Source organism: Flavobacterium fontis (assembly GCF_900129405.1).
Classification (GTDB): Bacteria; Bacteroidota; Bacteroidia; order Flavobacteriales; family Flavobacteriaceae; genus Flavobacterium; species Flavobacterium fontis.
This window is the reverse complement of the sequence record NZ_FQVQ01000013.1, coordinates 74126-89793: the sequence shown is the minus strand read 5'-3', so window position 1 is coordinate 89793 and position 15668 is coordinate 74126. Positions and strand designations below refer to the sequence as shown.

Here is a 15668-nt window from a genome sequence, read left to right as displayed (position 1 = left end):
ACTCATTATTTTTTTAGCGGAGAATCCCCGGTTACGGTAATACCCATAGAACGAGCAGTACCGGCAATCATACTCATAGCTGATTCAATCGTGAACGAATTTAAATCAGGCATTTTGTCTTCAGCGATCGTTTTGATTTGATCCCAAGAGACATTGGCTACTTTCTTACGGTTAGGTTGCCCTGAACCCGATTTGATTTTAGCAGCATCCATTAATTGCACCGCAGCTGGAGGAGTTTTGACGACAAAATCAAACGATTTGTCTTTGTACACTGTAATTTGTACAGGTAATACTTTGCCGGGTTGATCTTGAGTTCGCGCATTAAACTGCTTACAAAACTCCATGATGTTAACCCCAGCAGCTCCCAAAGCAGGTCCAACCGGTGGCGAAGGATTCGCAGCACCTCCCTTAACTTGTAGTTTAACTACTTTACTAATTTCTTTTGCCATTTTTTACAAAATTTAGCACATCTAACAGTTGGAAGCGTAGATGTAGGATTATAATTAATTGTGATTATACTTTTTCAACTTGCATAAAACTCAATTCCAACGGTGTCTTTCTTCCGAAAATTTTCACCATTACTTCAAGTTTACGCTTTTCTTCATTGATCTTCTCAATGGTACCATTGAACCCATTGAAAGGACCATCGACTACTTTTACAGTCTCTCCTGTTTTGTAAGGAATCGATTGGGTATCCACATTGATTGCCAATTCATCTACTTTACCAAGCATGCGGTTAACTTCTGATTGACGAAGTGGCACAGGATCACCTCCTTTAACTTCTCCCAAGAAACCAATGACACCAGTAATCGATTTGATGATGTGTGGAATTTCACCCGTTAAATTGGCTTCGATCATCACGTATCCTGGAAAATAAACACGGTCTTTAGATATCTTTTTCCCATCACGAATTTGAACCACCTTTTCAGTAGGTACCAAAACCTGGGAAATATAATCTGCCATGCCCAAACGGTTAATTTCAGTCTCAATATAGTTTTTAACTTTATTTTCCTGCCCGCTTACAGCACGTACTACATACCATTTTTTCACACTCGTATCAGCCATTTTACTAACGTGTATTATCCTTTAATTAAATTGAAAAAACCAGTAATGGCGCGAGAACATAATTCGTCCACACCCCAAGTAGCCAAAGCAAAAATCACAGAGAACAAGGCCACGATAACTGTGAACTTTTGTACCTCTGCCCATTCTGGCCAAGTCACATTGGTTTTCAATTCCTCAAAAGACTCCGAAAAATATTGAAATACTTTCATCGTATTATTTCTTATTTGCACGGGTGGAGGGATTCGAACCCCCATCAACGGTTTTGGAGACCGCTATTCTACCCTTGAACTACACCCGTTTCATTAAAAACCAGCAGAGTAATCCGTAGACACTCTGCTGGCTATATCCTTTAATTCGTTAGAATTAGTCTAAGATTTCAGTAACCTGACCTGCTCCTACTGTACGACCACCCTCACGGATAGCGAAACGTAAACCTACGTTAAGAGCGATTGGGCTCAACAAATCAACAGTGATTGTTAAGTTATCCCCAGGCATTACCATCTCTACACCAGCAGGTAAAGAAATAGTACCTGTTACGTCAGTTGTACGTACATAGAACTGAGGACGGTAGTTATTGTGGAATGGAGTGTGACGTCCACCTTCTTCTTTTTTCAAGATATACACCTCAGCTTTGAATTTAGCGTGTGGTTTCACTGAACCTGGCTTACAAATAACCATACCACGACGGATATCCGCTTTGTCAATACCACGTAACAACAAACCTACGTTATCTCCAGCCTCACCACGGTCAAGGATTTTACGGAACATCTCAACCCCTGTAATTGTAGAAGTCAATTTGTCAGCACCCATACCAATGATTTCAACTGGATCACCTGTGTTAGCAACACCTGTTTCGATACGTCCAGTAGCAACAGTACCACGACCAGTAATCGTAAATACGTCCTCTACAGGCATCAAGAAAGGCTTAGCGTTGTCACGAACTGGCTCTTCAATCCAAGAGTCAACCGCTTCCATCAATTCAAGGATTTTTGGAACCCAGTTTGGATCTCCGTTCAATCCACCTAAAGCAGAACCTTGAACTACAGGACCATTGTCTCCATCATATTCGTAGAAAGACAATAAGTCACGGATTTCCATTTCAACCAATTCTAACAATTCCGCATCATCAACCATGTCCACTTTGTTCATGAAAACAACGATTCTTGGAATACCTACCTGACGTCCTAAAAGGATGTGCTCACGAGTTTGTGGCATAGGTCCGTCTGTAGCAGCTACAACCAAGATTGCACCGTCCATCTGAGCAGCACCTGTAACCATGTTCTTTACGTAATCCGCGTGACCTGGACAGTCAACGTGAGCGTAGTGACGGTTAGCAGTTTCATATTCTACGTGAGAAGTGTTGATTGTAATACCTCTTTCTTTTTCCTCTGGAGCATTGTCAATCTGGTCGAAAGATTTTGCTTGACAGTAACCAGCATCTGCTAATACTTTAGTGATTGCAGCAGTCAATGTAGTTTTACCGTGGTCAACGTGACCAATCGTACCAATATTAAGGTGTGGCTTGGTACGACTAAAATTTTCTTTTGCCATTTTAATTAATTTTTAAACTTAGTTATATTTATTAGTGTTCAAATATTCAATTTTGAGCCAATGACGGGATTTGAACCCGTGACCTCTTCCTTACCAAGGAAGCACTCTACCCCTGAGCTACACCGGCGGTAAAGTTTTCTGTTTCAGGTTTGAAGTTTCAGGCTTGAAAACCACTTAAAACTTGAAACGATTAAACTTTTAATTGTGGGGAGAGCAGGATTCGAACCTGCGAAGGTGAAAACCAGCAGATTTACAGTCTGCCCTCGTTGGCCGCTTGAGTATCTCCCCTAGCCATGTTTCGGTACTACCAAAACAATACATTCAATATTTCAAAGAGCCGATGGAGGGACTCGAACCCACGACCTGCTGATTACAAATCAGCTGCTCTAGCCAGCTGAGCTACACCGGCAATATGCAATAAAAAAGTCCGCTATTTCTAACGGACTGCAAATGTAGGCAATTTATTTTTCTATCAAAATATTTTTTTGAAAAAAATTTAATCAAATATGGGAACGAATTTTCTCCTTGCGTTTTACCAACAAACGCTCCAAAGATTCGGCTGCCAACTCTACCGCTTCCTCAAATGTTTTGCATTGTTTTTTGACCAAAAAATCATCTCCGGGAACGTGAATTTTTACCTCCACAATCTTGTTCTCCTTTTCACTGGTATTATCAACCTTCAAAAAAACATCCGAACTCACAATTTTATCAAAATACTTTTCCAATTTATCCAAACGAACCTGAATGAAATCAACTAACTTTCGGTCTACTGAAAAATTCACAGCATTAACATTTACCTTCATACTTCAAAATTTTAAATTAAACGTTGCGCTATTTTCGATTCCGTGGATGCGCCGCTCGATGAACGTGCTGTAACTCTGCCAAACTGCTGTGCGTATACACTTGAGTCGACGCCAAACTGGAATGCCCTAACAGCTCTTTTACTGAATTTATGTCTGCTCCCTGATTCAGTAAATGCGTCGCAAACGTATGCCGAAGCACGTGAGGACTCTTTTTTACCTTCTCGGAAACATTACTAAAGTACGAATTTATCAACCGATACACAAACGATTCGTTTAATTTAACGCCTTTTAACATCAAAAAAAAGTAGTCCGCATCGATAGGGTTTTCAATTCCAGCGCGTTCCTTTACATACAACTCCATTTGTTTCACCACTACAGGCAATAAGGGCACAATCCGCTCTTTGTTGCGTTTCCCCAACACCTTAAGCATTCCTCCCGCAAGATCTACTTGATGCATACGCAACCCAATCAACTCCGCCCGACGAATTCCCGTAGTATAAAACAAATCAATTATCAACTTGTCACGAACCCCCTCAAAACCTTCGGGATATTCAAGGGTATTCAATACGTTGTCCAACTCCACTTCCGAAAAAGGCACCTGCACTTTCTTGGGTGTTTTGAGCGCCTTATGTTGGGCCAACGGACTACTTGGCAACACCCCCATTTTCATTAAAAATTTATAAAACGCTTTTAGAGAAGATACTTTACGGTTTACCGAAGTCGTACTCATCCCCGCATCGACCATCGAAACAATCCAACTCCGAATCATCGGATAATGCGCCGCCTCCAAAGCCTCCACTTCATACACCGAGATTAAAAACTCCTGAAAAAAAAGCAAATCCTTGTGGTACGCCAAAACCGTATGTGGAGAATACTTTTTCTCCAACGCCAAATACTCCTGAAATGCTTGCAAATAGGCCATAAAAAAACTGCTGTAACAAAGTTATGAAAACTTCCTTACAGCAGTTGTATTTTGAGATGAAACTAAGTCCTATCCTTCCATCGCATCACGCAATCCTTGGATATACTGAGCTTTCTGGATTTGTGCACGACGCACTACAGAAGGCTTCGTAAACGCTTGACGTGCGCGTAACTGACGAACCGTTCCAGTTTTATCAAATTTTCTCTTGTAGCGCTTTAAAGCTCTATCAATGTTTTCTCCGTCTTTAATAGGTATAATTAACATAAGCAGGACACCTCCCTTCATTTAGTGGGCGCAAAGGTAAAATTAATTTTGAATTAAAAATTATAAATTTTAAAATATTTTTTTGGCGTGCCCCCGAAACAAAAGCACTGCTCCTATCTCACCCACGTCGGGGTCGGGTCGTCCGCTTCAAGTCCGTTGCTCCGCAGCCGGGCTTTCCACTTCCACCCCTCACGCGATTCCTGCTGCTATGAGTATTATTTTACCGCCGGTTGATAGTCTTTTTGATCGATAATCATCTTGGATAAAATCTCACGTAAAATTTCAGATGTTCCTCCACCAATCGGACCCAAACGGCTGTCCCGCAACAAACGAGCCAACGGATATTCTTCCATATAACCATACCCTCCCAACATTTGCAGACAACTGTAGATCGTTTCGTCAGCCACTTTAGTCGATTTCAATTTGGCCATGGTAGCTTCTTTAACCACATATTCGCCTTGATTCAAACGCGCTGTAGCAGCATAATTAAAAATCTTACAATGCTCAACATCGGTCGCATGATTGACCAAGGTATGACGTAGGGCTTGGAATTTATTTATCGTGGTGCCAAAAGCTTCTCGCTTCGACATATAATCAATGGTGTAATCCAAGGCATATTCGGCACGCGCATGAGCGTTAATCGCCATAATCAAGCGCTCCAATGCAAAATGCTGCATGATATACGGAAAACCTTTGCCTTCCTCTCCCATCAAATTCGTTGCAGGTATCACTACATTGTCAAAAGCAATTTCAGCCGTATCGGAGGCGCGCCAGCCCAATTTATCCAATTTGGTTGCCGAAACGCCGGGAGTATTCGTATCCATCAAGAAAATACTGATCCCTTTATTCCCTTTCTCGGGACTCGTTTTGGCCGCTACTACATAATAGTCGGCATACACCCCATTGGTAATAAAGGTTTTTGAACCGTTAATGACATAGGTATCGCCTTGTTTAACGGCTGTGGTTTTCATACCTGCTACATCACTTCCTCCAAAAGGCTCGGTAATACACAACGCTCCAATTTTTTCACCCGCTATACTCGGGGCCAAATAGTCTTGTTTAATGCGCTCACTTCCCTCTGCATTCAAATGGGTCATCGCCAAATATGCATGGGCCCACATGGCCGCCGCAAATCCTGAAGAATGTATCTTTTGCAATTCTTCCAAAAAAACCACCGTGTAGAACAAATCCAAATTCATCCCTCCATACGCCTCAGGATAAGACAATCCGAAAAAACCCATTTCGCCGAACTTCTTCCAGATAAACCGTTCAATGGTTCCCGTCTTTTCCCATTTCTCAATATGTGGCACTACTTCTTTGTGCAAAAAATCCTTAAAACTCGCACGAAACAATTCGTGCTCTTCCGTAAAGTAGATTGAACTCATAGAGGTCTTTTTTTAGTCTTTTTTTTAGAATTCCAAATATAAGGCAATAATTTTTATTTTTTCGACACTTATCCCCTTTACATTTGTTAAATCCTCAAAACGAATCGGACCGTTCATACTGCGATAGGCAACAATATGGCGCGAAACGGGATACCGAAAATAGGGAAATACCCCTAACTCCTTGATTGTCGCCTCGTTAATTTTAATTTTCTCCAAAACAGGAGGCTGAACGACCGCAAAATGCTCTAGCAATGTATCAAAAACTTCCTCTTTTAAACCATAAACTTCCTGCAATTGCGACATCGCTACAAAGGCACCCAATGCCGCGCGATACTTTAAAATACGTTCTGACAAGACAGGTCCAATACCGCGAACGAGAATCAAATCGTCGGCTGTTGCCGAATTAATGTCTTTTTTCACAATCTTTTTGGGGGGCTCTTGCGCAAATGGAAAAGGCTTCGAATTCCCCTTCTTATAAGTACTAACCCAAGCCGGAAACTTAAAATAAGGCGCCATTTTTTCCAGAACAGAATCAGGAACCTTCGTGATTTCTTGAAATTCCCGTACCGTGTTAACAAACTTTCCTTGAGTCCGAAAGGCTTGCAAACGTTGGTACGACGCAGCACTCATTCCCCACCGAAAGGCTTTGTATTCGGTGATGAAATTGGGATTGAAGGGCTTAATCGGATAGGATTTATAGGGTGGCACAAGCGACTCGCTTGAGGTATCTTGCAACCAAATTTGCGCCTCCTTGGGCAGGGGTTCAGGAGTATACCATAACGGTTGATACCAAAGAATAGCCTGCAAGACTAAGATAAAGCTGATGAGTGAAAATAATCCGAGGCGTTGACTTTTTGTAAAATGAATGAATGGGCGTATATATACTAATTTCATGATTGTTTCAGAGATCGAAAACAGAGGATCGTTTTCCCCGAATCAAGTCTTTTAACCGAATGACAAAAGCCATGGTTAGGTACAACCCAAATCCCAAGCCTGCTGTGACAAACGATATGTATATGAAAAACAAACGAACATTCGTGGCACGCATCCCCAACTTATCGGCCAAACGCGAGCAAACATAAAATCCGTGTCGTTCAAAAAAATGACGTAATTCGGTGATCATACTCCTCAATTTTCAGGTTTTAAAGTTACGATTTTCTTTTTAACAACTCCACGCCAATGGCGCAATTCAAACATTGTTTTCGGTCGCAATACTGTTGCTTCAATTGCAATATGGCTTGCGATTGAAGGGCATCGTGTGCGGAAATCCCCCAATGCTTAAACTTTTGAACAATGGCATTTTGCTCGGGAGGAATCAAGTGGAGCAAACCCATTTGCGCATCTGCATCGAGGCGCCCCAAATGTTGGGCATAAGCAAACCGAATGGGAACGAGCGCATTGATAATTAAAAGCTGAATAAACGCCTCCGATACCCGTTTACTGCGTTTTCTCGAAGATTTATCCAATTGATAATGCGTTTCCCAATACGGACTCGTGGAAACCCCAAACAAAGCATAAAACTCATGAATCGATCGGGTCTCCCATACCGATTGAAAAAGCTGTTTGCGTTGGTGGTACAGCATGGCTAGTTGGGCTAGTCGTATCGTTGGAAAATTATCCGGTCGTAATTTGAAAAAACGAAGGGAAACTTCGGGTGGTTCTAAGTGGTATTTCACTTTTAAATAATCATACCAGGATTGCAACTCGACAGTATAGGTATCCAAAGGGTGCGCTGGAATCAATCCCGCTTGTCCCAACAAAAGGGCTTCTACCAAATGTACTTCCAATATTTCCTTTCGGAAAATGGAAAATGAAATCGATTGTGCTAGCATTGCAAAGGCTTCTCCATTGGAATTGAGACCAAAGTTTTTGGCCAATACAACAAATAAAACTGCTTCCCAATCGTTTTGATAGACTTGGAGTAAATCCAAGATGCCCGTTGCTTTTTGTTGAAGTCGCGCGATGTATAATTTCTCAAGCCAAAGGACAATCAGTTGCTGCGGAAGTTGGCCTACCGAATGCGAACAATACAATCCTTCTTTTCTCAGCATCAGTTTCTCGTAATCGTGGATCAAATCAGGAGCAACACGACTTTTTAACTCCAAAACTGGGAGTTCGCTATTGTCTTTTCGAAACACAGGCGCATCATGTTCCCACACAACATGTAAAATAACATTATCGTAGCGGGAATCGCGTTCGTGATGATGGGCATACCAATCGGAGGAACGGAGATGAATCTCTACATTCCCGACCCACTTTTGGGCACCAATTTGCAGCTGTGCATTAAAAAAATCAGGTCCTTCCGTTTGGAGGTAATCACCAGTGCGATGGAGAATAATGGGTTCGCCGGTCGTAGTTTGTAATTGGGTAACGTCAAAACAAGTAAAACGCCACACATAGTGTAGAAAATCTTCTTTCATAAGGCCTATACAATTCGGTTTGGTGGAGATACTACGAAGATAAAAAAAATTCAATTCGAAGACTAATTTTTATCTTTGTAAAAATCAGAGGTATGAAAAAATGGATGCTAATCGGACTGCTTTCGTTGCAATGTCTTTCCGCTCAATCGTTTCGAATCACATATCAAAAATCATCCAACGGAACCATTATCCCCAATCAAGATCCTGTGGTCGTGTTGGCAACACCACATTTGACCTTAATCAGTTCGGTGCAAATGTTACAACAAAAAGCCAGTTTCCCGAGAGAGGAAACTTTTGTCGACCGAAAACGAAATGCGTTGGTTCAAAAAGCACAATTGAATGCGCAACGATTTGTCGTTAGTGTTGACAGTGTGAGTCTTGAGAAACAACAATTTGAATTCACCTCGGAAACCAAAACCATTCTTGGCTATGTATGTAAAAAGGCCGTGACAAGTATCAACTCAAATACCTTAGAACTTTGGTATACCGATGCGTTGGGGGTTAAAGGCTCACCGACGGTCTTGGGGCAAAACCTCGGGATGGTGCTTGAAATTGTGCGCAACGGAAATTTTGTAACTACTGCGCTATCCGTTGAAAAAGAAAAACAAAAAACTGCTGTTGTGCTTCCCGACACTAAAAATGGCGTCGATTTACTTTCCTATCGCGATTTGGTTTGGAAAAGTCGCTTTATTACCCTTCCCGTTTTTGAGAAAGAAATCATTAATTTCTCCGACCAAGCCAAATCCAACGACAGTATCCTTCGATTTGCAAATGGTACGATCGCCGTTCGAAAAATAACCTTCCCCGTGATTACACCGGGCAGTAAAGTTTTTATTGATCTAATCGAGCAATCCAATGGGGATGCTTATGACCGCACTGGCTCTGTCTTTTTAATTCCAACCGATAAGGCCAACACTTTCTGGAACGGCCTCACCCAAGGAGCCAATGCATTACCCCTTTACGAAAATGGCAACGGAAAGAAATACCAGGGTGTTGTGGCTACCAATTCCTACAGCCCTTTGGTAGAGTTAATGCGCTTTTTTACCCCCTTTGGTATTTCCCATTTCAATCACATCAGCCTCAAGGACAAGACATGGTATACGCAAGTACCCTATCGACAAGATATTAGTGAACTTGCCGCGGCCTTTTCAGGAAAAGAAGTCTACCTCGGCGTATTTATAGGAAATTATGACAAAGGCGGACATCGCATTTCGATGAACATTACCCTTCATCCCGAAGAGCAAAGTAGTGCAGCATCGCCATTGGTCATGCCCCTTTTTAACACGGTGAATGTGATGGAAATGGCTGGGCAAGAATATGGGACGATGTTTAACCATGAAAAAGGACTTGAAGTTACCTTTACTTTGACACAAGACGTCCGTGGCGCGCGTTTACGTTACCTTACGACAGGTCATGGCGGGTGGGAAAACGGCGACGAATTTGTCCCCAAGAAAAACACTCTTCTATTGGACGGAAAAGAAATATTTAGTATCGTCCCCTGGCGTGAGGATTGCGGGTCGTACCGTTTGTTTAATCCTGCCTCAGGCAACTTCCCAAATGGATTATCTTCCTCCGACTATAGTCGATCCAATTGGTGTCCTGGTATGGTTACCTACCCCTATTATGTTGACTTGGGCGATTTGAAAGCGGGCACTCATACGCTTCAGGTGAAAATCCCACAGGGCGCTCCTGAAGGAAGCAGTTTTAGCGCATGGAATGTTTCGGGAGTGCTATTAGGTCATTAAAAAAGGGCTGTCTTAATCGACAGCCCTTTGGTTTATTTGATCGAACCAATAATATCGTACTTGGTAATAATATGATGTTTTTGATTCCCAAGATCAACCAAAACAGCTTGGTTATCTTTGGTAAACAATTTTGACACCTCTTCAATAGGAGTCGTCGCTTTTACAATAGGATAAGGTTGCCCCATCACTTCACGAACCGGTTTTTGCGCTACCTCTTTATCGGCCACATAGCTTCGGAACAAATCGGTTTCATCAACCGAGCCCACAAAACCGTGTATATCTACAACAGGAATTTGTGAGATTTTGTATTTGCGCATGCGATCAATAGCGTGTGACACCAATTCTTCGGTGCGCACGGTAACCAATGGTTTATCCAAATGATCCTTAATGACGTCTTCAGCTTTGGTTACTTCTTCTTCCAAGAAACCGCGCTCTCGCATCCAATCGTCGTTGAACATTTTTCCGACATACCGACTGCCTGAATCGTGAAATAACACGACCACAACATCTTCGGGTTTGAAATGTTCTTTCAATTGGTGCAATCCTTTGATGCAAGAACCAGCAGAATTCCCCACAAAGATTCCCTCTTCCAAAGCAATTTTTCGAGTATAAACGGCCGCATCTTTGTCGGTTACTTTGGTAAATCCGTCAATCAAACTAAAATCAACGTTCTTGGGTAAAATATCTTCCCCGATCCCTTCTGTGATGTAGGGATAAATCTCGTTTTCATCAAAAATTCCTGTCTCATGGTATTTTTTAAAAACAGAACCATAAGTGTCAATACCCCAAACCTTAACGTTGGGATTTTGTTCTTTCAAATACTTCGCTACCCCTGAGATGGTTCCCCCAGTACCAACACCAACCACAAAATGGGTTACTTTCCCTTCGGTTTGCGCCCAAATTTCGGGACCCGTTTGCTCATAATGAGCTTGGGCATTGCTTGGATTATCATATTGATTTACATACCACGCATTGGGCGTTTCTTCCGCCAATCGACGGGAAACCGAGTAATAGGAACGAGGATCATCGGGTTCAACATCGGTAGGACAAACAACTACTTTGGCACCCACTGCGCGAAGTATATCCATTTTTTCTTTTGATTGTTTATCCGTGATCACACAAATAAGTTTATATCCTTTGACAATGGCTGCCAAAGCAAGACCCATACCTGTGTTCCCCGAAGTTCCTTCAATAATGGTCCCGCCGGGTTTCAATCGTCCATCGGCTTCTGCATCTTCAACCATTTTGAGTGCCATACGGTCTTTGACAGAATTTCCGGGATTGAATGTTTCCACTTTGGCCAACACCAAGGCATCAATGCCCTCAACCACTTTATTCAATTTAACCAATGGTGTATTTCCAATGGTTCCCAATATATTTTCAGAATAATTCATTATTATGGAAAATTTAGGGCACAAAGATACTTTTTTTACCCCAAATACGGCATTAAATTGCCATTATGATTCTTTGGGCCACTATCTTTTTTGTCAACAATAAAGGATTGGACTTGAGCAAACGAACGGCAAAAGCTATGGCTACTGGAAAAAGTTCCAAACCAACCCAAATCGAATGATAAAATCGCGATAAGGCATGCTGGGCGAGGCGTAAAAATCATTGTTTCGGAGAAGACCGTTAACATGTTCAGCAATCAAGAAAATACGCGTTTGACGGACTCGAGCATTAAAAAAAACATCGACAACGGGAAAATCTCCTATTTTCTTTTGCGTTTGCACAAAAAACTCTCCGAGTACAGGATTGTAATCGTCGGCAAAGTACGAAGTAAAATAATTGACGGTAGCTCCGGTTTGGATAAACATCGCTTTTTTGAACCAATGGTCTTGGTAATAGAGGCTTCCGCGAGCAGTGAATTCAGGAAGGTTAAGGATAGCTTGGCTTTGGGTTACATTTTGATACAAAACGGTAGCGTCGAGACCGAAACGTTTGTAACGAAACTCACGCGCCACTTTTACTGCAAGATAATTGATACTCCCCGAAAATTGTTGTGGGGTAACCAACTGTTGATTGGCAACATTTTGAACATCGGTAAAAAATAATTTGTCGGTACTATTAGACCATTGCACCGATGCATTGAGCCAAGGAGTTTGCGCTTCAAATTGGAAAGCATTGTACTTTTCATTTCTAAAATTATTCACCCAATTATACGCCTCGTAACTACTTTGATGCAATAAGAAGTTATTGTTGGGCAATTTACTTTGATTGGTGTATTGAAAGTTAACATGCGTACGCGCATTAAAAGTGTACGCTGCTTTCGCTTCGGCGTAGCGCACAGTTTCTGTTCCAAGCGCATTGGCTAAAGTAGCCGTTCCACGCCAATTGCCTTTGCGGTATTCGTAAACCCCACCTAGGGTAGCTACATTTACATCCCGCTTACGGGGAATAACTAACGTATTTACGGTACGTTCTGATTGAAAACCAAAACGGTTGAAGAAATGTTCGATATAAAAGCGAACTGTTCCTAGGGATTTATTTTCATAAGCGATTCCCGCGCGATTATAGAATTTGTCGTAATTCGTGTGATCATTGATATTGGCATTGACAACGGCATCGCCAAAACGGTTAAAGGTTACTCCTTCTACAGTAGTGGCCAATGTTTTTTGGTTAAACTCATAAAACTTATGCTCGTAATTGAATCGATGAAATACCGATAAATTATTTTGGCTGTCGTTGGGATTGACTCGAAAAGCGTGATCAAAAAAGAAACGTTTGCTTTTCAAAACCGACTGAGCATCGGTAAGCATCACTTGCAATCGCGCCCGATTGTTAAAGATTGCTTCACCGCTTTCAAACTCGGCTGGATTAGCTAAACCTCCGTTTTCACCATTCAAAAAATCTTGACCCGTGTAATGAAAATTAATCGCATAACGGCCTGAGGTCGTTTTATAGGATGACGTCAACCTAAAATTACCCGTACTTGCCAGTTGATTGGTGTAGCGTCCGAGTGACCGTAACCCTTTGAATGCAATTGAAATATTGAAATTTTTGGAGGTATTCAATGCTACTAAGGCGTCAACATTTTGACCTTGTTCCATAACCGTCTTAAAATAAATATCAGAATATGGGGTGGGTACGTGGTAATACCGAATATCTTCGGCTTCTAAAAAAGCATAATGCTTGGCTTGATACCCCATAGCCGGAAATACCGAAGATTTTGCCTGAGTGTAATCCAACAAATTAAACACCTGACCTTCATTGGGGTACTGCAAATGTCCAAAACGATCTTTGCGCAGGTAGTTGTATTGATAATAACGTTGTAAGGTCAACGAAGTATCGGCGATTACGGTATCTTTTTCAACCGAGTAAATTTTGTACCATGCAATAGGCGCTTTCCGTGCCGCTTCTTTGGCTTTATCTTCGGCGGTTTTAATCATACTCTTAGGAGGCTTATCCCCAATTTGTTGGGAAAAAGCACCCGTAGTGATACATATAAAAACAGCCAAAAATAATAGTCGCATAATCAAGGGATTCAAAGAGGCCACAAAAATAAAGAATGTTTGCACGTATACATGAAAAACGATAAAAAAACGCCCTCAGAGGAAGGCGTTCTTTTCTAATTTATTTCGTAGGATTAATTTTTAGTGAACTTACGCACAAAAGTTGCTCCTTGAGATGCGATTTTCACCATATACACTCCACTTTGTAAACGAGACACATCCATGGTGTTGTTGACAACTCCTTGTGAACTTAGCACCAATTTACCCGTGATGTCATAAATGGACACTTCATCCAAATTTAGTCCTTTAGGGTTATTAAAATGAATTTCATTTTGTGCTGGATTTGGATACACAAAGAAGGTATTGTCGTTATCGAAATTCGCATTAGACAAACTCAAACCTGAAGTCCCAGAGGCCACCAATGAAAAATCTTGTGAGCCCCCTTGTAAAGACCCTTTGTGGGTTACTTGAATGGTATATACTCCGGGTGTTGCGTTGAAAATCTCAACCTTTTCAAGATTATCTACGTTATTGTCTGAATCATTGGTGGCGCCAGCATAGACATCATCGGGATTGAGTTTCCACGGATAGTAGGTTACACCATCTTTGATCACTTTTAAATCAAGATTATTAACCAAACGAGGCGAACGATTATCTGCCACCGTTGTAGAATTAATCGCTCCTGCAGGATCTGTCCACCCTACGACAACATTTAAATCTTGTGTTTGTGTGATAGTAAACGTACGTGTGAAAGTTTGTCCGTTATTTAAGGTCAATTCATCTAAAATTGACGAGCTATTTCGTCCTGAAATTACACGAGCTGCATTAAATCCATCGGCTAGCCCCCAACCAAATTCATAGTCAGGACCAGGATTCCCTCCAGCTTCACGAACTGATTGACACAATAAGGCCCGTACGGTAGAGGAAAGCATATAGGTTTCAGGGTATAAATTATTGTAATGTTTTTGCAACAAGGCAATTAATCCCGTAATAGCCGGAGCCGACATTGAAGTACCGCTTAAAGGGCCATAAGCTTGATCCGTTGTAGCTATTGATGAGTTCACTTGTACCCCAACAGCCGACAAATCGGGTTTTACACGCCCATCATCAGTAGGACCAAAGTTGGTAAACGTTGAATAAACAACACTTTCTGGACCACTATAGGAGGTAACTTGATTAACCGCAGCAATTGTTAAAACATTTTTGGAACAAGACATCCCGGTTAATAAATCATATCCTGCTTTGTTTTGAACCTGAGATAAAGAGGTGGTGGCACGATCATTCCCAGCCGATTTAACGACTTGATAATAGGGGTAATTGTACATCACTTCATCAACGGCTTGCGATTGAGAGGTATATTGGCCAAAAAAAGCATTCGTTAAATTGGAAGCGACTAAACCATAAGAATGGTTAGAAACTAAAAAGCCTTCCCCTGCAAACCCATTCATTTCACCGATATCACTTCCAAAATCGTAGGTACGTCCATTGGCTTGATAGGCAAATCCTCTGCGTGTTGCGCTTACACCACTCGCTAAAATAGTCCCCGCGACATGAGTGGCATGCGTATTGGAAACCGTAGCTGCATCAGAACTTACAACTCTTCCTGCAAGTTCCACGTGCGTTGTGCGAACTTTCTCTGAGTCCCAAATACCTATAGTAATCCCATTGCCCGTAACGTTTAAACCTAATGTGCCCCCGGGATACATGGTATTTGCGCGCAAGGAGGCGACCGAATCAGCATTAAAATCAACCCCGTAATAGATTGGTTTTCCGTCTAATATAAACTGAATATTTTGCGGATTGGGTGTTTCAGGATGTTGTTGCAAATACGCTTGAACGGCTGCCTTATTAGCGTTTTGAGTTTCGGCTATTTGTTGTGTAAGTGTTTCGCGTGCAGTAGCATTTGTTTTCTGCAAGATCTTTTCGCGTTCATTTATAGACTGAGCACAGACAGAGCCAACTACAAGCAAAAAAGGTAACAATCTTTTCATAAAACTATTTTTTTTCAAATATAAAAAAATTGAAGTGTATCCTACGTTAATAAAAACAAAAAAGACCGAA

General features: G+C 41.6%; 15 protein-coding genes and 4 tRNA genes. 1 reads left to right on the top strand and 18 read right to left on the bottom strand.

Going from position 1 to position 15668, the window contains the following annotated elements; translation table 11 throughout:
* Positions 1-5: 5 nt before the first annotated feature.
* The 15 genes from rplK to BUC17_RS10825 form a co-directional block, all read right to left on the bottom strand.
* On the bottom strand, positions 6-449 hold the full coding sequence (gene rplK / locus BUC17_RS10895) for a 50S ribosomal protein L11 (protein ID WP_073364265.1): 444 nt from the start codon (positions 447-449) through the stop codon (positions 6-8).
* 64 nt (positions 450-513) lie between these two features.
* Positions 514-1065: a transcription termination/antitermination protein NusG gene (nusG, locus tag BUC17_RS10890; protein ID WP_073364262.1), complete on the bottom strand. Its 552-nt coding sequence runs from the start codon at positions 1063-1065 to the stop codon at positions 514-516.
* 14 nt (positions 1066-1079) lie between these two features.
* Complete coding sequence (gene secE / locus BUC17_RS10885) at positions 1080-1274, bottom strand: preprotein translocase subunit SecE (RefSeq protein ID WP_073364260.1); 195 nt, start codon at positions 1272-1274, stop codon at positions 1080-1082.
* A gap of 18 nt (positions 1275-1292) precedes the next feature.
* Positions 1293-1363, bottom strand: a tRNA-Trp gene (locus tag BUC17_RS10880).
* A gap of 65 nt (positions 1364-1428) precedes the next feature.
* Positions 1429-2616, bottom strand: a complete 1188-nt coding sequence (gene tuf, locus BUC17_RS10875) for an elongation factor Tu (protein WP_073364257.1) — start codon at positions 2614-2616, stop codon at positions 1429-1431.
* Positions 2617-2671: 55 nt separating this feature from the next.
* A tRNA-Thr gene (locus BUC17_RS10870) sits at positions 2672-2743 on the bottom strand.
* Positions 2744-2821: 78 nt separating this feature from the next.
* Positions 2822-2904 (bottom strand) — tRNA-Tyr (locus BUC17_RS10865).
* 47 nt (positions 2905-2951) lie between these two features.
* Positions 2952-3025: transfer RNA gene (locus BUC17_RS10860), tRNA-Thr, on the bottom strand.
* A 91-nt stretch (positions 3026-3116) separates the two neighbouring features.
* On the bottom strand, positions 3117-3419 hold the full coding sequence (hpf, locus tag BUC17_RS10855; RefSeq protein ID WP_073364255.1) for a ribosome hibernation-promoting factor, HPF/YfiA family: 303 nt from the start codon (positions 3417-3419) through the stop codon (positions 3117-3119).
* Positions 3420-3447: 28 nt separating this feature from the next.
* A complete protein-coding gene (locus BUC17_RS10850) occupies positions 3448-4341 on the bottom strand; it encodes a tyrosine-type recombinase/integrase (protein ID WP_073364252.1) in 894 nt (297 codons plus the stop codon).
* A gap of 69 nt (positions 4342-4410) precedes the next feature.
* A complete protein-coding gene (gene rpsU, locus BUC17_RS10845) occupies positions 4411-4605 on the bottom strand; it encodes a 30S ribosomal protein S21 (RefSeq protein WP_073364309.1) in 195 nt (64 codons plus the stop codon).
* Between the two features lie 215 nt (positions 4606-4820).
* Positions 4821-5990, bottom strand: a complete 1170-nt coding sequence (locus BUC17_RS10840; protein ID WP_073364250.1) for an acyl-CoA dehydrogenase family protein — start codon at positions 5988-5990, stop codon at positions 4821-4823.
* A gap of 24 nt (positions 5991-6014) precedes the next feature.
* Complete coding sequence (locus tag BUC17_RS10835; RefSeq protein WP_073364247.1) at positions 6015-6884, bottom strand: ComEA family DNA-binding protein; 870 nt, start codon at positions 6882-6884, stop codon at positions 6015-6017.
* Positions 6885-6891: 7 nt separating this feature from the next.
* Entirely contained in the window at positions 6892-7113 is a 222-nt protein-coding gene (locus BUC17_RS10830) for a PspC domain-containing protein (protein WP_073364244.1), read from the bottom strand.
* A gap of 25 nt (positions 7114-7138) precedes the next feature.
* On the bottom strand, positions 7139-8410 hold the full coding sequence (locus tag BUC17_RS10825; protein ID WP_073364242.1) for a DUF2851 family protein: 1272 nt from the start codon (positions 8408-8410) through the stop codon (positions 7139-7141).
* Positions 8411-8502: 92 nt separating this feature from the next.
* On the opposite strand from BUC17_RS10825, the gene BUC17_RS10820 reads away from it, so the two are divergent.
* Positions 8503-10155: a GLPGLI family protein gene (locus tag BUC17_RS10820; protein WP_073364239.1), complete on the top strand. Its 1653-nt coding sequence runs from the start codon at positions 8503-8505 to the stop codon at positions 10153-10155.
* 32 nt (positions 10156-10187) lie between these two features.
* Here BUC17_RS10820 and BUC17_RS10815 read toward each other — a convergent pair whose 3' ends face one another.
* The 3 genes from BUC17_RS10815 to BUC17_RS10805 all read right to left on the bottom strand — a co-directional run bounded on the left by BUC17_RS10815 (position 10188) and on the right by BUC17_RS10805 (position 15598).
* A complete protein-coding gene (locus BUC17_RS10815; protein ID WP_073364237.1) occupies positions 10188-11549 on the bottom strand; it encodes a pyridoxal-phosphate dependent enzyme in 1362 nt (453 codons plus the stop codon).
* Between the two features lie 141 nt (positions 11550-11690).
* Complete coding sequence (locus tag BUC17_RS10810) at positions 11691-13628, bottom strand: putative porin (RefSeq protein ID WP_073364306.1); 1938 nt, start codon at positions 13626-13628, stop codon at positions 11691-11693.
* A gap of 113 nt (positions 13629-13741) precedes the next feature.
* Positions 13742-15598, bottom strand: a complete 1857-nt coding sequence (locus BUC17_RS10805) for a S8 family serine peptidase (protein WP_073364234.1) — start codon at positions 15596-15598, stop codon at positions 13742-13744.
* Between the last annotated feature and the right edge of the window lie 70 nt (positions 15599-15668).